Consider the following 17,959-nt stretch of genomic DNA (forward strand, 5'->3'; position numbering starts at 1 on the left):
GCCTGGAGGCCTGAGGATCGTCGTCACCTGAAGTGCGGACGTGCCGCAGCCCTCAGCCAGGGCGACACGCCCTACGGCCCAGCCCCGCCGCCGCGCACCAGGCGGGACACGAGCGCGCCCACACCCACCCCCGACCCACAGGAATCACCATGAAGATCACCGTCGACGAAGACAAGTGCTGCGGCGCCGGCCAGTGCGTACTGATCGCCCCCGAGGTGTTCGACCAGCGGGACGAGGACGGCATCGTCGTCCTGCTGGACGCGCAGCCCGCCGCCGAACACCACGACCCGGTACGCGAGTCCGCCGGTGTCTGCCCCGCGGCCGCCATCCACCTGGACGAGGCGTGAGCATGCCCGCGCACGTGCTGGTGGTCGGGGCCTCGGCGGCCGGCCTCGGCACCGCCGAGGCACTGCGGCGCAAGGGGTTCGGCGGACGCCTCACGCTGCTGGGCGCCGAGGACGCCGCGCCCTACGACCGACCGCCCCTGTCCAAGCAGGTCCTCTCCGGCGCGTGGGAGCCCGCGCGGGCCCAACTCCGCACGCCGGACGCACTCGACGCGCTGGACGCGGAGTTCCTGCTGGGCGACCCGGCCGTCGCCCTGGACGCCGGGCGCCGCAGTGTCCGTACCGCGTCCGGCGCGTCGGTGACGGCGGACGCGGTCGTCGTGGCCACGGGCCTGCGACCGCGCGAGCTGCCGGGGCAGGGCGGCCTGCGCGGCGTACACGTCGTCCGGACGGCGGCCGACGCGCTCGCCCTGCGTTCGGCCCTGCTGGGAGCCCGGCGGGTCGTGGTCGTGGGCGACGGCGTCCTCGGCGCGGAGACGGCGGCCACCGCCCGCTCGATGGGCCTGGACGTGTGCCTGACCGGCCCGCAGCCCGCACCGATGACCGCACAGCTGGGACCGCTCGTCGCCGGACACCTCGCGGAACTGCACCGCCGCAACGGCGTCGCGCTGCGCACCGGAGTACTGCTGGACACGCTGCTGTCCCGCGACGGCGCCGTCACGGGCGTCCGGCTGAGCGACGGCGACGACCTGCCGGCCGACGTCGTCGTGGCCGCCGTAGGCTGCTCACCGGCCACCGACTGGCTCGCGGACAGCGGCCTCGTACTGGACGACGGCGTGGTGTGCGACGCGTACTGCCGGGCGGCCGAGGGGGTGTGGGCCGCGGGGGACGTGGCCCGCTGGCACCACCGGGGTCTGGGGCGGCTGCTGCGTCTGGAGAACCGCACCAACGCCACGGAACAGGCGTTGGCGGTGGCCGGCGACATCATGGGCGAGGACCGCCCCTATGTGCCGGTGCCGTACTTCTGGACCGACCAGTTCGACGTGAAGCTCCAGGTGTTCGGCCTGCCCTCGGCCGAGTACCGCGCCGAGGTCGTCGAGGGCGACCCGGCGGAGGGCCGTTTCGTGGTCCGCCACGAGGGTCCGCGAGGGCCGGTCGGCGTCCTCGGCTGGCGGATGCCGAAGCAGACCCGGCTGCACCGGGCGAGCATCACCGACCACTACACGAGACCACGCGAGTCCGCGACGCGGTGACCGCGGCGCAGCGAGCACCCCACGCGTCACGAGGCGGCACCCTGCTCCCCTCCCCCGCACGGTTCCCCATGCCCGCCCTCCCTTAGGAACGATCATGACGACACACCCGGCGACCACCGACACCCCGGACATCCCCGACTTCCCGGCGCCCCGCTCCTCGGCCTGCCCCTTCGCGCCCTCACCGGAACTGAGCGCACTGGCGGACCACGGCCCGGTCAGCCGCGTCCGCTCCTGGGGGGACAGCACCCCCTGGGTGGTGACCGGCCACGCCGAACAGAAGGTCCTGCTCTCCGACCCGCGCCTGAGCGTCGACTTCGCCAACCCGGGCTTCCCCAGCCCCATCGACCCCCAGAACAGCCGCTCGCACGGGGAGCGGCCGGACCTGAGCTTCGTGGGCATGGACGACCCGGAGCACACCCGGTTGCGCCGCATGATCAGCGGCACGTTCACCATCAAGCGCGTCGAGGCGATGCGCCCGGCCGTCCAGCGGATGACGGACCGCCTCATCGACGACATGCTCGCCGGCCCCAACCCGGCCGACCTCGTCCACTCCCTGGCCCTGCCCCTGCCCTCCCTGGTCATCTCCGAACTGCTCGGAGTTCCCTACGACGACCACGAGTTCTTCCAGACGAACAGCAAGACGCTGGTCTCCGCCGTGGCGACCGGCGAGCAGCGGGGCCGCGCCCACGCGGCCCTCGGGGACTACCTCGACGAACTGATCGGCCAGAAGATCGCCGAGCCGGGCGAGGACCTCCTGTCCACACTCGGCCGCCGCGTACGGGAGGGCGAGCTGACCCGGCGCGAGGCGGCCACCATGGGCGTCCTCCTGCTGCTCGGCGGCCACGAGACGACCGCCAACATGATCAGCCTCGGCACGCTGCTCCTGCTCCACCACCCCGACCAACTCGCCGTCGTCCGCGACACCGACGACCCCCGGGTCGTGGTGACCGCCGTCGAGGAACTCCTGCGCTATCTCAGCATCGTCCACCTGGGACGCCGGCGCACCGCTCTGGAGGACATCGAGATCGCGGGACGAACCATCGGGGCCGGCGAGGGCGTCATCCTCCTCGGTGAACTCGCCAACCGCGACCCGCTGGTCTTCGACGACCCCGACCGCCTGGACATCACCCGCAACGCCCGCCAGCACCAGGCCTTCGGCGGCGGCACCCACCACTGCATCGGCCAGCCCCTGGCCCGCCTGGAGCTCCAGGTCCTCTACCCGACCCTGTTCCGCCGCATCCCCACCCTGCGCGCGACGGTGCCCCTGGAGGAGACCCGCTTCAAGTACGACGCGGTGATCTACGGCCTGCACGAGCTGCCGGTGAGCTGGTGACTCGCGAGGTCCGTGCGGGGCGGGATTCTCAGTCCGCGTCGCGGGAGGCGACGTAGTCCTTCGCCGAGGACGCGCATGCCGTACGAGGTTGGCCGGCGGGTACCCAGTGCTCCAGGTGTTGCAGCACGCTGAACTCGGTCTCGCCCTCCACGCCCTTCGCCCGCAGACCCTTCAACGTCGTGTCGACCACGGTCACCAACCCCGCGACGTCCTCCTCGCAGCGCGGCGCCAGCACGGCCAGCACGTCCTCGTAGTACTCGACCGGCCTGCCGTCGCCGTCGGCGAGCTTCTGGGCGGGGCCGGGCGGCTTGGTCGCCGTGGGCTCGGACGCCTCGTCCCGCGCGGCCGAACCGGCCTGGCTCGCGGATGACGCGGGGGACACGGAGGACGCGGAGGCCTCCGAGTCGGCGGTCCTGTCGTCGTCCGCCGTTCCCCCGCACCCCGCGAGCAGCACGGCGACGAGCAGCGTGCCGACAGCGACGGCGGACTTCCCTCCCCCGTCCGGCACATGCGTCATCGCCCGATACGGCCTGCGTCTCATGCTCTCCCCTGACCGAGCCCGGCGCCGCGCACCACGGGCACGACATCGGGACAGGACCGTACACCCTGGTGAGCGCGCCACAGCTCACTCCAGCCATTTCCCCGCGCCTGCCGGACGGCTGGAGCGGCGACCGGTCACCAGGGCACGGATCGCTCCTGCCGCGGCCATGGCAGCGGCCATCCAGAAGGCGAGGGCGAAGCCCTCGTCGGCGGGGAGCGTCGTACCAGGGATCGTGCGGGAGGCCAGGACCGCGGTGGCGAGCTGGCTGCCGACGGCTCCGCCCACGGTGCGGGCCACGGTGTTGATGCCGTTGGCGGTGGCAATGGTGTGCGGCGGACTGGCGTCGTGGACGAGTTGAGGCAGCGCCGCCATGGCCAGCCCGAAGCCAGTGCCGATCACGCCGTAGGCCACCACGGCCTGCCACTCCCGCACGTGGAACAGCGCCATGGCCGCCCCGCCCACCGCGCTCAGCGCGAGCCCGAGGCCCAGCGGGGCCCGCGGGCCCAGTCGGCTCTCCACCCGTCCAACGGCCGAACTGGCCGGCAGGCCGAGCAGTGTCCCGGGGACGAGGATGAGACCGGCCACGGTGACCGACGCCCCGAAGCCGTGGTCGACGAGGTGTGCCGACTCCGGTGGCAGCCCTGCCGGAAGCTGGGCGAGCTTGGGCACCAGGACGTAGAAGACGAACTGGGTGGCGCCCAGCAGGAAGGCGCCGATGTGGGCGCCCACGATCGGGCGGCCGAGCAGCAGGGCCGGTTCGACCAGCGGGTGCGGCGCCCGGTGCTCCCACCACAGGAACAGGACGCAGAACAGGGCACCGCCCGTGAAGAGGCCAAGCACCGGGCCGGAGGGCCAGCCCCAGGACGGTCCCTCGGTCAGCCCCAGCAGCACACAGACCAGGGTCAGGCCCAGCAGCGCGGCACCCGTCAGGTCCAGAGGCGCCGGTGTGGCCGTCCGGTGGCTCGCGGGTACGTACCGGACCACGGCGAACAGGGCCAGCAGGACCAGCGCACCGCCCGCGACGAAGAGCCAGCGCCACGAGGCGTGGTCCACGAGGAGCCCGCCCACCAGGAGCCCGACGCCTGCCGCGCCGCCCACCAGGCCCGAGGTGAGCCCCAACCCGAACGCCACTCGTTGCGGTGGCAGCACCTCACGGATCAGCCCCAGGGAGAGCGGCAGCAGCGCGAGGCTGACGCCCTGGACGGCACGGAAAGCGATGAGCGAACCGACGTTCCAGGCGGCCGCCGCGCCGATGTTGCCCAGCAGGTGGACCACCAGCGTGGCCAGCAGGATCCGCCGCTTGCCGTGGCTGTCACCGAGGCGACTGATGAGCGGGGTGAGGACCGCACTGGCCAGCAGTGTGGAGCTGAGTACGGCCCAGGAGGCACCCGCGGCGCTCGTGTCCAGCTCGGTCTGCAGGATGCCCAGCGTGGGCACCAGCATCGTCTGCACGAGGGAGTAGGACAGGACGGCCAGGATGAGGGCCGACAGAGCCTTCCTCCCTGACCGGACAGGGTCTGCAACTGCGGGGGCTGTCAAGGATCACCTCGGCGTCGTAATTTGCGACCGACGTTCGCTAAATCTTGAGCGTAACCATCCCCACCCTCCGACCACAAGCCCCGTCGGAGGTCGGCAAGTAGGGTGCCTACGTGAACGCACGTGCTCCCGGACGCCCGCGCGTCCTGTCCCGCGAACGCATCGTCACCGTCGCTCGGCGTATCGCAGACGGCGAAGGGCTCGACGCGCTGACCGTGCGCCGGGTCGCCCAGCACCTCGGCACCGGACAGGCGTCTCTCTACCGCCACATCGAGGACCGCGACGAACTGCTCCGCCTCCTCGCGGAGGACGTGGCACTCCAACTCCCGGTCCCGAAGGGACACCCCGACCCCCGGGAGCGGATCGTCGGACAGTGGCTGGACGCCTACGACTACCTGTCACGGCACCGCTGGGCGGCCCGCATCATCGCCGAGGGCGAACATGCGGCGGACGGCGCGGCGGCCTTTTCCGGCAGCGCACTGGAAACGCTGGGGGCGCTGTCAGGGGACGCGGAGCCTTCCAGAACGGAACTCACCCGCGTATACAGGGTGTTGTGGCACCTCCTGCTCGGCCACGTCCTCAACGCCCACCCGTTGGGCCACGCCGACACCGAGGGGACCGGGGAGGTCGAGACTCCCCCGGGGACCGCGGAAGCAGACGGCATGACGTCCCCCGAACACCCCACCCCCCGCGACGACTTCGCCTGGGCGCTCCCACGCGTTCTGGACGGCCTGCTCGGTACTTCCTGAGGCGGAGCCCTGGCCTTCTCACTGCGATGCATCGGTGCCGGAGCAGCCCGTCACACGCTGCCCGACCTCCTCAGTACGAGCCGACTCCCGGTTCGGTCCGAGTGGTGCAGCAGGCACGCCGCGCCAGGATGCCGGCCGGCCTGATTCCGCCCACCCCGGGAGGCACGACCACATGAGGCCCACAGCACCCGATCCCACCGACACCGACGCGTGGAACGCATACCTCGCGGAAGGCAACGCCAAGCAGGCCCGCAAACGCGTGGCGGCCGATGTGCTGCTGCGGGACCCGTCCGGCCGTGTGCTCCTGGTGAACCCCACCTACAAACCGGCATGGGATCTGCCCGGCGGAATGGCAGAGGCCAACGAGCCGCCGGAGGACACGGCACGCCGTGAACTGATGGAGGAACTCGGCCTACGCGTCACGCTGCTCGGACTGCTGGTGGTGGACTGGGTCGCCCCGCACGGCCCCTGGGACGATCAGCTCGCGTTCGTCTTCGACGGCGGCACCCTGGACGAGGACGAGGACGAGGCCGACCGGCTACGGCCACGAGACGACGAGCTGTCCGAAGCCGCCTTCGTCACGGCCCCCGAAGCCGCCGCCCGCCTCCGGAACCGCACCCGGCGCCGGTTCGAGCATGCTCTGCACGCACTGGACGCGGAACGACCGCTGTACCTTCGCGACGGAACGCCCCTCATACCCTCGTAGCTGGTGTCCTGTCAGTCGACGGGCCGTCGGAGATCGAACCGCCCGTCCTGAGGCGACTATGAGCTGGGCGGCAGACGAGTCGGGCTGTACGCCGGGTTCTGTTCCGGAGGGTCCTCGCGGGCCCTCCGGCGACGGCCATCCATCTAGGGCCGGCGTTGCCACCGGCCTCCAGCGGTCTACCCGCGGACTCGGGCGGGCAGCCCTCGAACGTCCGCGCAGAGCCGCCCCTTCTTGCGAGGGGGCGTCCCCTCTTGACCTTGCTCCGGGTGGGGTTTACCTAGCTGCCCAGGTCGCCCTGGGCACTGGTGGTCTCTTACACCACCGTTTCACCCTTACCGAGGGCCGAGGCCTCCGGCGGTCTGTTTTCTGTGGCACTGTCCCGCGGGTCACCCCGGGTGGCCGTTAGCCATCACCCTGCCCTGTGGAGCCCGGACGTTCCTCGGGAAGCCCCCAGAGGGACTCCACGCGGCCGCCCGCCCGGCTCGTCTGCCGTACCGACCATGTTAAGGGACCGGACTGGCACTGCATGCCACCAGCTCCGCCGCCTCCCCTCCGGCCGCGGGGCACGTCGGCGTGTCCGATCAGACGTTCACCTGGCGCCGCTGCCTCCGCCTTGGCTGCGGCGCCGCTGCTGAGAACCGGACCTCCCGTGAGAGTCTGCGAGCGCTCGAAGGTTGTCGACGCTCTCCCGTTCTCGGAGGCGCGGCGTGGAGGATGTGGCTGCGGGCCGCAGGGCGGCAGCCCGTGCGGCCGAAGGGGAGCCGATTGCCGTGCGCTCAGGTTGTCGGTCCGCTTGCGGTCCAGACTGTCCAGGCTCCCCTTGAGCCGCTGTGGGGCGGAGGGGATCCCGACCGCGTTGACGCCGGACACGACTCTGCGGAGACGTGGCGGCGGGCTGGTCCACGACGACGGCCGGAACCACGCGGATGCCGCCTGCGTTCACATTGCCGTTCCCTCCGCGGCCTTGCCCGGGGCGATTGACAACGGTTTCCGTCGATGCCCACGAGTCCGCGGCCGACGCGAGGGTCGACCCCGACAAGAGGGACGAGGCTGAAGCCTGCCTCGACATACCGGGCGGAGTCGTATAGGCCGGGATGGTGCTTGCCTGGGGTTCTCCCACAGCCCCTTGGTCTGCCGAAGAGGAGGCGCCGTCGTTGCGCTGTTCATGAGGCAAAGGGGTTGACATGGCGTGCCCTTCTGATCGCGAATGATGGGGTCATGACATTGTCGAGTGGGGGGCCAAGAAGGTCAGGTCAAGAGTTGAGGCGCCTGAACGTGTACGGGTTCAGCCACGACCAGTCGACCGCCCGGACCGGGCGCCGCGCGAGGCGGACGGGCCGGCCTGCGAGGTCCCGAACACCGACTCAGCGCCCGAGGAACTCGCGCCAGTGGATCCGTGGGCCGACGCACCCGGCTCCTGAGTGCCTGGCCGCAGGGCTGACGCCGGAAGATTCACAAGACTGAGGTCCTGGTGAGATCTCCCTAAATTATTCCTCCGCCTGTCCGCTATTTTCTCCGTGGTCGTCGGGCCGGTCGCATAGAAGGCCGCAGCTGTCATGATTGCGTTAGCCATATCCCAGGCAGCCTGCTGATCGTTTCGAAAGACCGGAACCGTACCGTTCGAGATTCCCACACCCGTCGCAACGCCCTGCACTGCAGCCTTGGTGAAGTCGTACAAGGATTCTCTTGGATCTTTCCAGAAGTTAACAATGGCAGAATGCAGATAATGCCCGACATCAGATGCCCCTGTCAGTGACATCAGGATATTCCCGGCACTTTTTACATACTTCACCACCGCTTCATTGTCGCCTTTCCCGAAGGCGTCAATTGCACTGCTCGTGAAAATGATGGAGGCGGCTAGCGTCTTGAATCCGGTGGTGATCTGCGGTCGATTTTCTCGCGCCCACTGCAATGCCCGACCCGTCCACTGCTGGACCCAAACAGTCCAGTCGCCATTCGCGTCACGCGTGGCAGCGTAGGTCTCTCCATCCGGAGTAGTGAAGATGATCGAAGGTAGGCTCTGGTCGGTGTCATTGTCAGCCGGCGACACTTGCAGCACGACTCCGCCCTGACTGCCAGGCCCCCTTTCGACGTCTGCGGTGGACTGAGCGGGCTGTTCAGGATCTTGCATGCGAAGAGTCCTTTCACCAACGGCCACCAAGAGAGTTCTCCACCAGCCCACTGAACCCGTTCACTTCGCTCGCCGATCCGGTCGGGCTGGACACTTCCTCCAACGGACGAGACCCGGACACGGTTCAACCTCGGCTGCTCGGGACCCCCCTTCTGGTTGCGGCTGACGCAGCCCCTGGCGCGAGGGCCCTCCCCTATTACCTGGCGGCTCGCTTGGGAGCAGGACGAGAGCCCGTCGGCTGAGGCGCGCCCCCAGGCTGCTGACCGGTGGGGTGGGAACCGGCGGACGAGCGCGGTCCATCGGCCGTCGCCCGCAGAACATCGTGCCCTTCACCGGAGATCGGCTGCTGCGGCAGGCGCATGCCGGGAGTGATCATCCTGCCTGAATGCACGATTCCGGCCGTCGCCATCAGGCTGAAAGCAGCCTGTTGCCGCAGAATCTTCTCCTCCTCGGGCGTCAGCGGGGCCTGGGGCCTCTCTGGTGCAGCCGCAGGGGTCTCGTAAGGCCTTCCTTCCTGGCTCACCCGCAGGGAGCTCGAGTATGCGGCAGAGGCTTGTGACGCCTCGCTCCTCAACAGGGGGCGGGGCTCATCGGGGTCGGGGCTCTCTCGCCGGGCGACCCGCCGCGCGATTGACGTCGCTGAAGCGGTTATACGGCGCCATGACCCGTTGGACGCCGGAGACGGGGTGTTCGGGCTCATGATTCCCCTCAAGGACTTCGGGACGGTGTGCTCTCCTAACGAGTGACGGTCCCGGCCGGTTCAGCAGTCGTCCGGCGTTCAGAGGAAGTCGGCGGTGTCCAGGTCGAAGGAGAAGGGGGCGGGGAGGGTGAGCGACTTGCCCAGGGGGCGGGTGCAGTGCTCCCGGTAGTCGTCGCGGTGGTCGATCCTCTGCGGGGCGCTGAACAGCGTGAGCGAGGACGCGTGCCGGTCGATCAGCAGGTAGAGGGGAATGCCGCCGCCCGCGTAGCAGCGGCGCTTGGCCGCGCGGTCGACCCGGGGTTTGCCGGACGTCACCTCCAGGACCATGGCGACCCCCTGGCACGGCATCCAGGAGTCCGCACCGCGGAACAGGCGCAGCTCCTCGGGCGCGAAGGTGCCGTCGGGGATGACATGGTCCATGGGGAGGTCGAGCCCGCCCCTGATCTTCAGCCCCTTGTTCCCGGAGAACTGCATGTCGGTCCGGGACTTCCTGATCGCCTGGGCCACGATCAGCCCGATGTAATCCTCGTGATCCCCGTCCGGCGGCGGCGTCACAACGATCTCCCCCTCGATCAGCTCGGCCCGGAAGCCTTCCGGCGGGTCCAGGGCGAGGAACCCCTCCAGCAGGACATCCGCCTGCGTCAGCGGCTCGTGGGCCATGGCGGTCATGTCACGCCCCTCCTTCGGTCGCTCGCCAGACTGGGGCATCGGCTGATCACCTGTCCGAGAGATCGGGAACCGTTCCCTCGATCGTGGCACAGGCCGGGCGCCGCTGTCCGGAAGGCGAGCCGTTGCGCTTGACCCTGCCGCAACGTCAACGTTTCTACTGAGGGCATGCGGATCGGAGAACTCGCCGGTGCCGTCGGCGTCACCACGCGGACCGTGCGGCACTACCACCACCAGGGCCTGCTGCCCGAACCGGAGCGGCTGGCCAACGGATACCGGACGTACACCCTGCGGCACGTCGTCGTGCTGGCCAGGATCAGGCGGCTGACGGAGCTGGGGCTCGGGCTCGCCGAGGTGCGGGACGTGCTGGCGGACGAGGCCGGGAAGGACCTGGCCGAGGTACTGGAGGAGCTGGACGCGGACCTCGCGCGGCAGGAGGCGGCGATCCGGGAGCGCCGGGCGCGGCTGCGGGCGCTGCTCGAGGCGGAGGGCGGGTTGCCGCCGGAGGGGCCGGTCTCGCCGGAGCTGGCCGAGTTGTTCGCGGGGATGGGGGACGTCTCCGGCTCGCCGATGGCCGTACGGGACCGGGAGATGCTGGCGATGCTGGAGAACACCGTGGCGCCGGAGGCCCGGGCGGGTCTGCTGGCCGCGTTGCGCGGTGCGCTGGGTGCTCCGGGGGCGGTGGCGCGGGCCCGTCGGGCGTATGCGCTCCTTGACGAGTTGGCGGGCGCCGGGGCCGACGACCCGCGGGTGGGCGGGGCGGCGCGGGCGCTTGCCGACTGTCTGCCCGTGGAGCTGCTGCCCGAGGAGGACATCGGCCTCGACCCGGACCACGGGGTGCTGCGCGCCATGTACGCCGACTTCGCGCCGGGGCAGGCGGAGGCGATCCGGCGGGCCATGGAGATCGTGGCCCGGGAGAGGAGGGGCAGTGAACAGGGGTAGGGGTGGGAAGGGGCGACGGTCCTTCGTTTCCGTCGTTCCCGTTGTTTCCGTGCCGTGGCTTCTCGTGCGGCACGAGGCGCGGTTGCTGGGCAGTCTGTGGCTGTGGGCGGCCCGGCGGGTCGAGGGGGTGGCGGCCGGGGCCTCCGGCTTCGGGTACGCGCGGGGGCAGGGCGCGATGATGTTCGGGCTCGCGTTCGTGTGCGTCGTCGAGTCGGTGGGGATGTCCGTGCTGCTGCGGGAGTGGCCGGTCGTTCACCATGCGGTGCTGGTTCTGGATGTGTACACCGTCGTCTTCGTCGTCGGGCTGCACGCCGCGTCCGTGGTCCGGCCGCACGTCCTGGATCCGGGCGCCGGCATGCTGCGGATTCGCCGGGCCGTCCACGTGGACGTTCGGATACCCCTGGAGAGGATCGCCTCCGTACGGCGTGAGATGCGTGCGACGCACGAGGCGGCGGACGGGGAGCTGAACCTGGCTGTGGGAGCCCAGACCTCCGTCACCGTCGAGCTCGCCGAGCCGGTCGCGTACCTCTCCTTCTTCGGGCGCCGGCGCCACGTGCGGGTGGTGCGCTGCCACGCCGACGATGCCGGCGGTCTCGTACGGGCCGTCGAGCGGGCGCGGGAGGGGCGCGGGCACGCCGTACCCTGACCTGGGGCCGAGAGACGACGTGTCTGTCGTGAACACGCATGAGCGTCGTCGTGAACTGCATGAGCATCAAGGAGTACGTGTGCTTGTCCTGCTGCCGCCGTCCGAGGGGAAGGCCTCGTCCGGCCGGGGTGCCCCGCTGAAGCCGGAGTCGCTCTCCCTTCCGGGGCTGACCCCCGCCCGCGAGGCCGTCCTCGGCGAGCTGGTCGAGCTGTGCGCCGGTGACGCGGAGAAGGCGCGCGAGGTGCTCGGGCTGAGCGAGGGACTGCGCGGCGAGGTCGCCAAGAACGTGGAGCTGCGGACGGCGGGCGCCCGGCCGGCCGGCGAGATCTACACCGGCGTGCTGTACGACGCCCTGGACCTCGCCTCGCTCGATGCCGCCGCCAAGAAGCGGGCCGCCCGGGAGCTGCTGGTGTTCTCGGGGTTGTGGGGTGCCGTGCGGGTGACCGACCGGATTCCGTCCTACCGGTGTTCCATGGGCGTGAAGCTGCCGGGGCTCGGGGCGCTGGGCGCGTACTGGCGGGCGCCGATGGCCGAGGTGCTGCCCCGGGCGGCCGGTACGGGGCTGGTGCTCGACCTGCGTTCGGCGGCGTACGCGGCGGCCTGGAAGCCGAAGGGCGAGGTCGCTTCGCGGACGGCGACCGTACGTGTGCTGCACGCGCCGACCCGGAAGGTGGTCAGTCACTTCAACAAGGCGACCAAGGGGCGGATCGTGCGGAGCCTGCTGTCGTCCGGGAGCGCGCCCGAAGGGCCGGCGGAGTTGGTCGAGGCCTTGCGGGACCTGGGGTACGAGGTGGAGGCGCAGGCACCCGCGCGGGCCGGGAAGCCGTGGTCGCTGGATGTGCTGGTGGCCGAGGTGCATTGATGCGCCGGGAGCGAAGGGAGAAGCTTGTTGCGCAGGACGCAATGGGCGTTGCGGCATCTGCTGTTCCTCGGCACGATGAGGGCATGATGAGTACTCCGCCGTCCTCCTCCCCCACCGCTTCGGTGCTGGATCTCGCGCCCGTCGTTCCGGTCGTCGTCGTCGAGGAACTCGCCGATGCCGTGCCGCTCGCCCGGGCGCTCGTCGCCGGTGGGCTGCCCGCGATCGAGGTGACGCTGCGGACGCCGGTGGCGCTCGACGCGATCCGCGCCATCGCCGGTGAGGTGCCGGGCGCGGTGGTCGGCGCGGGCACGGTGATCACCGCGGAGCAGGTCGGCGAGGTCGTGGCGGCCGGGGCGCGGTTCCTGGTCAGCCCGGGGTGGACGGACGGGCTGCTGGACGCGATGCGGGCGTCCGGGGTGCCGTTCCTGCCGGGGGTGTCGACCACGTCGGAGGTGGTGGCGCTGCTGGAGCGCGGGGTGCGGGAGATGAAGTTCTTCCCGGCCGAGGCCGCGGGCGGCACCGCCTATCTCAAGGCGCTCGCCGCGCCGTTGCCGCAGGCCCGCTTCTGCCCGACCGGCGGGATCGGCCCGGCCTCCGCGCCCGAGTATCTGGCGCTGCCCAACGTCGGTTGTGTCGGGGGCAGTTGGATGCTCCCGAAGGATGCGGTGGCCGGGCGGGACTGGGGGCGTGTCGAGGCGCTGGCGCGAGCGGCGGCCACGCTCAGCGCAGGTGGGACGTCTCGTTGAACAGGCGGACGCTCGCGCCGCCGTCCGCGTAGTACGCCACCGCCGACAGCGAGGCGGCCGACAGTTCCATGCGGAACAGCGACTCGGGCGGTGCGCCCAGCGCGAGTCGCAGGAACGTCTTGATCGGCGTCACGTGGGAGACCAGCAGCACCGTGCGGCCCGCGTGCGCCGCGACGAGCTTGTCGCGGGTGGCGGCGATCCGGGTGCCGGTCGCCGCGAAGCTCTCGCCGCCGCCGGTCGGTTCCGCGTCCGGCGAGGCCAGCCAGGCGTCCAGGTCGTCGGGGTAGCGCTCGCGCACCTCGCCGAAGGTCAGCCCCTCCCAGGCGCCGAAGTCGGTCTCGCGCAGTCCCTCGTCGACCGCCACCTCCAGGCCGAGGCGGGCGGCGACGATGCCGGCGGTCTCGCGGGTACGGGCGAGGGGCGAGGCGACGATCGCCTGGACCGTGCCGCGCCGGGCGAGGCTCTCGGCGACCTTCTCGGCCTGCTCCCGGCCGACCGGCGACAGGGAGGGGTCGCTGCCGCCGCTTCCGGAGAAGCGCTTCTGCGGGGTGAGCGGCGTCTCCCCGTGCCGCAGGAGGACGAAGGTGGCGGGGGTGCCCATGTCGGGTGGTCCCCAGCCGGGCGAGGCGACGGCCTTCGCGGCGCGTACGTCGGTGTCGGCGGCCGCCCGTGAACCCACGCCGGCGGCGGCCGCGTCGGACGCGGCGTCGAGTTCCGCCGTCGAATCGGACGGCGACCACTGTTCGCCGCGCGCACCCGCGTCCATCGCCTCGTTGGCCAGGCGGTCGGCGTGCTGGTTCTCCGCGCGGGGGATCCACTCGTACGTGACACGGCCGGGCGGGAAGACGCGCGCCGCCTGGGCCGCCAGGGGCTTCATGTCGGGGTGCTTGATCTTCCAGCGGCCCGACATCTGCTCGACGACGAGCTTGGAGTCCATGCGGACGTGCACGCCGGCGTCCGGGTCCAGCTCCTTCGCCGCGCGCAGGCCGGCCAGCAGGCCCCGGTACTCGGCGACGTTGTTGGTCACGACCCCGAGGTACTCGGCGGCCTCCGCCAGGGTCTCCCCCGTCGCCGCGTCCAGCACCACCGCGCCGTAGCCGGCGGGCCCGGGGTTGCCCCGTGACCCGCCGTCGGCCTCGACGACGAACTCCCGTGCGGGACGAGCCGCCTGGCGTGCGGCCGGACGCGCCGCGTGGTCGGCCACCGGACCGGCCCTACAGCCCGGAGTCGGCCGTACGCACCAGGATGCGGCGGCAGTTCTCGCAGCGTACGACCGTGTCGGGCGCCGCCGAGCGGATCTCGTTCAGCTCGGTGATGGCCAGCTCCTGGCGGCAGCCCTGGCAGCTGCGCTGGTACAGCTTGGCCGCGCCGACGCCGCCCTGCTGCTCGCGCAGCTTGTCGTAGAGCTTCAGCAGGTCGTCGGGGACGGCGCCCGCGACGACCGCGCGCTCCTTGGTCACCGAGGCCACCTCACCGTCCAGCTCCTCGACGGCGGCGTCCCGGCGGGCGGTGGCGTCGTCGATCTTGCCCTGGACCGCACCGACCCGCTCGGTCAGCTCGGCGACCCGCTCCTGCGCGGACTCGCGGCGCTCCATCACCTCCAGGACGACGTCCTCCAGGTCGCCCTGGCGCTTGGCGAGGGAGGAGATCTCGCGCTGGAGGTTCTCCAGGTCCTTCGGGGAGGTGACCGCGCCGGAGTCCAGGCGCTGCTGGTCGCGGCCGGCGCGCTGGCGCACCTGGTCCACGTCCTGCTCGGCCTTGGTCTGCTCGCGGGCGCAGTCGCTCTCCTCGGTCTGCGCGGCCACGAGCAGGTCGCGCAGCTGGGCGTGGTCCTTGGTCAGCGACTCGATCTCGGCGTGCTCCGGCAGCGACCGGCGCCGGTGCGCGAGCTGCTGGAGACGGACGTCGAGGCCCTGGACGTCGAGGAGTCGGATCTGGTCGGCGGGCTCGGCTTTCAGTTGGGGGCTCCCAGTGAGTCGGAGGTCGGGGCGGACGCCGCGTGGGCGGTCCAGGGGTCGGTGACCGTCTTGGAGACGTGGACCCTGAGGTCCCAGCCGTTGCGGTCGGAGATCTCGTCGAGCTGGGCGGCGGCCAGCTCGCACCAGGGCCACTCGGTGGCCCAGTGCGCCGCGTCGAGCAGCGCGAGGGGACGGTGGGCGCGGTCCGCGACGAACTCGGACGCGGGGTGGTGGCGCAGGTCCGCGGTGAGGAAGGCGTCGACGCCGGCCGCTCGTACGTGGTCGAAGAGGCTGTCGCCGGAACCGCCGCTGACGGCGACCGTGCGTACGGTCGCCTCCGGGTCGCCGGCGACGCGGATGCCCTGCGCCGTGGCGGGCAGCCGCTCGGCGGCGCGGGCGGCGAGTTCGCGGACGGTCAGGGGGTGCGGCAGTTCGCACACCCGGCCCAGGCCGCGGCGGCCCTCGGGGTCGGACGGGTCCGGCACCAGGGGCCGTACGACGTTCAGGTCGAGCGCGCCGGCCAGCGCGTCGGAGACGCCCGGGTCCGCGGTGTCGGCGTTGGTGTGGGCGACGTGCAGGGCGACGTCGTTCCTGATGAGCGTGTGCACCACGCGGCCCTTGAAGGTGGAGGCCGCGACCGTGGTCGTCCCGCGCAGGTACAGCGGGTGGTGGGTGACGAGCAGGTCCGCGTCCAGCTTCACCGCCTCGTCGACGACCTCCTGGACGGGGTCGACCGCGAACAGGACCCGGGAGACCTCCTGGCCGGGCTCGCCCACGACGGTCCCGACCGCGTCCCAGGACTCGGCCCGCTCGGCGGGCCACAGGTTCTCCAGCGCGGCGATGACTTCTGACAGACGGGGCACGGATGCAAGGCTACCTGGCCGTTCTGCGCCGCCGCACCGGTAAGGGGCCCGCGGGCTCCCGTACCCGTACGGACCCGGTTTCGGCTCGGCCGCGGTTCGGTTCCGGGCCTGGTTTCGGGCCTCGTTCAGAGCCGGTCCCGGGCCTGGTTCCGGGCCTGGTGCAGAGCCGGTTCCGGATCCGGTTTCCGGCTCCGGCTTCGACCCCGGCCCCGACTCCGATCTCCGGCTTCGACTCTGGCCCCGGCCCCAACCCCGGTTCCAACCCCGGTTCCGGTCCGGTTCGTGGTCCGGCACAGCACACACCTCGCCCTCACCTCAGGAGAATCGTTCCTGTGACACACGTACGTGTGATGCGGACCGCCGCTGCTCCCCCGCCCGTGCGTGCGAAAACTAGCTTCGTCGCCGGAGGTGACCGAACGATGACGGCCTGTGCTATCGAGCCTTCGGCGGACCCCGCGAACGACGGGGCCCCGCGGGCGGGCTGCACCATCACCGCGGGGGGCGCCTACGCCGCGCGTCTCGCCCGGGACGGGGAGGGCGGAGACGCCTGGTACCCAGAGCGCTGGACGCTGGACGGCCCGGAGCCGTACGCGGTGCCGCTGCCCGTGAACCAGCCCGAGGACCCCGGCACCGAGGTGCAGCCGATGGGGGACGGGCGGGTCCTGGTCCACCGCGTCGCGGCCGGCCGGCACCACTTCTCGCTGCTGTACCCGACCGGCCCCGGTACCGGCGAGCAGTCGCTCGGCGCGGTCGAGTGCCCGGCGGGCGGCACGGGGCTGCGGCTGCTGCCGCCGGTACCGGGCGGCGAGCGGGCATACGCCCTCGCCGTCGGCCCGCGCGCGACCGTGCTGTGGCAGATCGCGGGCGGCGCCTTCGGGCCCGAGCGGGTCGGTGAGGTTCCGGGCCGCTGCTCGGGCGGCGTCTGGCTGGACGGCGCGGGCCGGATGCTCGCGCTGGACCGGGAGACCGGTGGGCGCGTCAAGGCCGTCGTGGTGGACCTGGAGCGGGAGGGCGAGGTGTCGCCGCTGCTCCAGATCGCCGCCGACAGCGACGACCGGATACTGCTGGCCGACCCCGACAGCGGGCTGGTACTGGTCCGCTCCGACGCCCCTTCGCCCGGGCGGGAACGGATCGGCTGGGGGGTCCTGGGCAGCACGCTGCCGGTGCGTTTCCCGGAGTGCCTGGTGCTGCCGGACTGTACGGTGACGCCCTTCGCGATCCAGCCGGGGCAGGCGTTGACGCCGGAGCGCTGTGCGGTGGCGCTGCGCGTCGACGGCGCGTTCGGGAGCTGGGTCGCGGTGTGGCGGCCCGCGGAGCGCGAGGTGCGTCATCTACCGGCGCCCGACGGGTGGTTGACGGGCGCCGGGCTGTGGACGGCGGACGGGGAGCTGCGGCTGCCCTGCTCCACCCCGCGGCTGCCGTGCGGCCTCGCGCGGCTGCGGGCACCCGGTGCCGCGGGCGACGAGAAGGCGGCGGATGACGCGGAGCATCCGGCTCCCGGCGGGTCCGGGATCTCGGGGAACTCCGGGGACTCCGGGGACTCCGGGAAAGCGGATGTGTCGGGTGCTTCGGCGTCCGCTCCGCCGCGTCCCGTGCCGCTGCAACAGGCTCCGCTGGCGCGGCTTGTAACGAACTAGTGCCGGTTGGCGTGGTCGCCTGGATCCGGGCCGTGGTGGGCCGGTTAGACTCACCCGGCTGTAGGAAAGATCATGTTGACGGGGTGAATTCCTTCCGATGAACGACGCCAGCACGACCCAGCCGATCCAGGCCGACGGTGCCGACGTTCCCGAGACCGACGCCGGCCACGGCAAGCACCGTGGGCCGGTCTCCAGCCAGGAGCACGTGGCGACTCCGCAGGGCCGCCACCGCAAGCCGGCGGAGGAGTCCGAAGCGGCCGCCTGACGACACGTACGAAGTACCGAGTACGTAGTACCGAGTACGAAGTACGAAGTACGTCGAAGCAGGTCCAGCCGGGACAAGGCACAGAAACACCGAAGCAAGCGGCTCCGGCCCCGTTCGTCGCATCCGGCGAGCGGGGCCGTT

The 17,959-nt window shown here is 71.7% G+C and carries 18 protein-coding genes and 1 other RNA gene; 11 read left to right on the forward strand and 8 right to left on the reverse strand.

Going from position 1 to position 17,959, the window contains the following annotated elements:
- Nucleotides 1-149 precede the first annotated feature (149 nt).
- The 3 genes from HZS56_RS23375 to HZS56_RS23385 all read left to right on the forward strand — a co-directional run bounded on the left by HZS56_RS23375 (nucleotide 150) and on the right by HZS56_RS23385 (nucleotide 2,870).
- The gene (locus tag HZS56_RS23375) at nucleotides 150-347 is read left to right on the forward strand and encodes a ferredoxin (protein ID WP_216722737.1); all 198 of its coding nucleotides are present in this window, start codon (nucleotides 150-152) and stop codon (nucleotides 345-347) included.
- A 2-nt stretch (nucleotides 348-349) separates the two neighbouring features.
- Nucleotides 350-1,537: an NAD(P)/FAD-dependent oxidoreductase gene (locus HZS56_RS23380; protein ID WP_216722738.1), complete on the forward strand. Its 1,188-nt coding sequence runs from the start codon at nucleotides 350-352 to the stop codon at nucleotides 1,535-1,537.
- A gap of 94 nt (nucleotides 1,538-1,631) precedes the next feature.
- Entirely contained in the window at nucleotides 1,632-2,870 is a 1,239-nt protein-coding gene (locus tag HZS56_RS23385; RefSeq protein ID WP_216722739.1) for a cytochrome P450, read from the forward strand.
- Between the two features lie 28 nt (nucleotides 2,871-2,898).
- On the opposite strand, the gene HZS56_RS23390 is transcribed toward HZS56_RS23385, so the two are convergent.
- Nucleotides 2,899-3,411, reverse strand: coding sequence for a hypothetical protein (locus HZS56_RS23390; protein WP_216722740.1), 513 nt, complete (start codon nucleotides 3,409-3,411; stop codon nucleotides 2,899-2,901).
- 84 nt (nucleotides 3,412-3,495) lie between these two features.
- Entirely contained in the window at nucleotides 3,496-4,950 is a 1,455-nt protein-coding gene (locus HZS56_RS23395; RefSeq protein ID WP_216722741.1) for an MFS transporter, read from the reverse strand.
- A gap of 110 nt (nucleotides 4,951-5,060) precedes the next feature.
- Between HZS56_RS23395 and HZS56_RS23400 the strand changes: the two genes are divergently transcribed.
- Both HZS56_RS23400 and HZS56_RS23405 read left to right on the forward strand, forming a co-directional pair.
- Nucleotides 5,061-5,696: a TetR/AcrR family transcriptional regulator gene (locus HZS56_RS23400; protein ID WP_216722742.1), complete on the forward strand. Its 636-nt coding sequence runs from the start codon at nucleotides 5,061-5,063 to the stop codon at nucleotides 5,694-5,696.
- 172 nt (nucleotides 5,697-5,868) lie between these two features.
- A complete protein-coding gene (locus tag HZS56_RS23405) occupies nucleotides 5,869-6,402 on the forward strand; it encodes an NUDIX domain-containing protein (RefSeq protein ID WP_216722743.1) in 534 nt (177 codons plus the stop codon).
- Between the two features lie 71 nt (nucleotides 6,403-6,473).
- Here the strand turns inward: HZS56_RS23405 and rnpB are convergent.
- From rnpB to HZS56_RS23420, 3 genes are all read right to left on the reverse strand, one after another.
- An RNA gene (rnpB, locus tag HZS56_RS23410) (RNase P RNA component class A) lies at nucleotides 6,474-6,887 on the reverse strand.
- 800 nt (nucleotides 6,888-7,687) lie between these two features.
- Nucleotides 7,688-8,533 carry a hypothetical protein gene (locus HZS56_RS23415; protein WP_216722744.1) on the reverse strand — a complete coding sequence of 282 codons (846 nt, stop codon included), beginning with the start codon at nucleotides 8,531-8,533 and terminating at the stop codon, nucleotides 7,688-7,690.
- Nucleotides 8,534-9,311: 778 nt separating this feature from the next.
- Nucleotides 9,312-9,902 carry a Uma2 family endonuclease gene (locus tag HZS56_RS23420; RefSeq protein WP_216722745.1) on the reverse strand — a complete coding sequence of 197 codons (591 nt, stop codon included), beginning with the start codon at nucleotides 9,900-9,902 and terminating at the stop codon, nucleotides 9,312-9,314.
- A 165-nt stretch (nucleotides 9,903-10,067) separates the two neighbouring features.
- Here HZS56_RS23420 and HZS56_RS23425 point away from each other — a divergent pair, with 165 nt between their 5' ends.
- From HZS56_RS23425 to eda, 4 genes are all read left to right on the forward strand, one after another.
- On the forward strand, nucleotides 10,068-10,841 hold the full coding sequence (locus tag HZS56_RS23425; protein WP_216722746.1) for a MerR family transcriptional regulator: 774 nt from the start codon (nucleotides 10,068-10,070) through the stop codon (nucleotides 10,839-10,841).
- A 49-nt stretch (nucleotides 10,842-10,890) separates the two neighbouring features.
- Nucleotides 10,891-11,487, forward strand: a complete 597-nt coding sequence (locus tag HZS56_RS23430) for a hypothetical protein (RefSeq protein WP_216722747.1) — start codon at nucleotides 10,891-10,893, stop codon at nucleotides 11,485-11,487.
- A 79-nt stretch (nucleotides 11,488-11,566) separates the two neighbouring features.
- Complete coding sequence (gene yaaA, locus HZS56_RS23435) at nucleotides 11,567-12,349, forward strand: peroxide stress protein YaaA (RefSeq protein ID WP_216722748.1); 783 nt, start codon at nucleotides 11,567-11,569, stop codon at nucleotides 12,347-12,349.
- A gap of 86 nt (nucleotides 12,350-12,435) precedes the next feature.
- Nucleotides 12,436-13,095, forward strand: a complete 660-nt coding sequence (gene eda / locus HZS56_RS23440) for a bifunctional 4-hydroxy-2-oxoglutarate aldolase/2-dehydro-3-deoxy-phosphogluconate aldolase (RefSeq protein WP_216722766.1) — start codon at nucleotides 12,436-12,438, stop codon at nucleotides 13,093-13,095.
- Here the strand turns inward: eda and HZS56_RS23445 are convergent.
- The 3 genes from HZS56_RS23445 to HZS56_RS23455 are packed head-to-tail and all read right to left on the reverse strand — an operon-like array spanning nucleotide 13,070 to nucleotide 15,916.
- On the reverse strand, nucleotides 13,070-14,299 hold the full coding sequence (locus tag HZS56_RS23445) for a bifunctional RNase H/acid phosphatase (RefSeq protein WP_216722749.1): 1,230 nt from the start codon (nucleotides 14,297-14,299) through the stop codon (nucleotides 13,070-13,072). The genes eda and HZS56_RS23445 overlap by 26 nt on opposite strands.
- Nucleotides 14,300-14,309: 10 nt before the next feature.
- Nucleotides 14,310-15,053, reverse strand: a complete 744-nt coding sequence (locus HZS56_RS23450) for a zinc ribbon domain-containing protein (RefSeq protein WP_216722767.1) — start codon at nucleotides 15,051-15,053, stop codon at nucleotides 14,310-14,312.
- The gene (locus tag HZS56_RS23455; RefSeq protein WP_216722750.1) at nucleotides 15,050-15,916 is read right to left on the reverse strand and encodes a Nif3-like dinuclear metal center hexameric protein; all 867 of its coding nucleotides are present in this window, start codon (nucleotides 15,914-15,916) and stop codon (nucleotides 15,050-15,052) included. The genes HZS56_RS23450 and HZS56_RS23455 overlap by 4 nt, the downstream gene beginning before the upstream one ends.
- A gap of 419 nt (nucleotides 15,917-16,335) precedes the next feature.
- Here HZS56_RS23455 and HZS56_RS23460 point away from each other — a divergent pair, with 419 nt between their 5' ends.
- Nucleotides 16,336-17,553, forward strand: a complete 1,218-nt coding sequence (locus HZS56_RS23460; RefSeq protein ID WP_216722751.1) for a hypothetical protein — start codon at nucleotides 16,336-16,338, stop codon at nucleotides 17,551-17,553.
- 97 nt (nucleotides 17,554-17,650) lie between these two features.
- On the forward strand, nucleotides 17,651-17,818 hold the full coding sequence (locus HZS56_RS23465; protein WP_216722752.1) for a hypothetical protein: 168 nt from the start codon (nucleotides 17,651-17,653) through the stop codon (nucleotides 17,816-17,818).
- Nucleotides 17,819-17,959 lie beyond the last annotated feature (141 nt).

The sequence above is a fragment of the Streptomyces mayonensis genome (assembly GCF_018982965.1).
Classification (GTDB): Bacteria; Actinomycetota; Actinomycetes; order Streptomycetales; family Streptomycetaceae; genus Streptomyces; species Streptomyces mayonensis.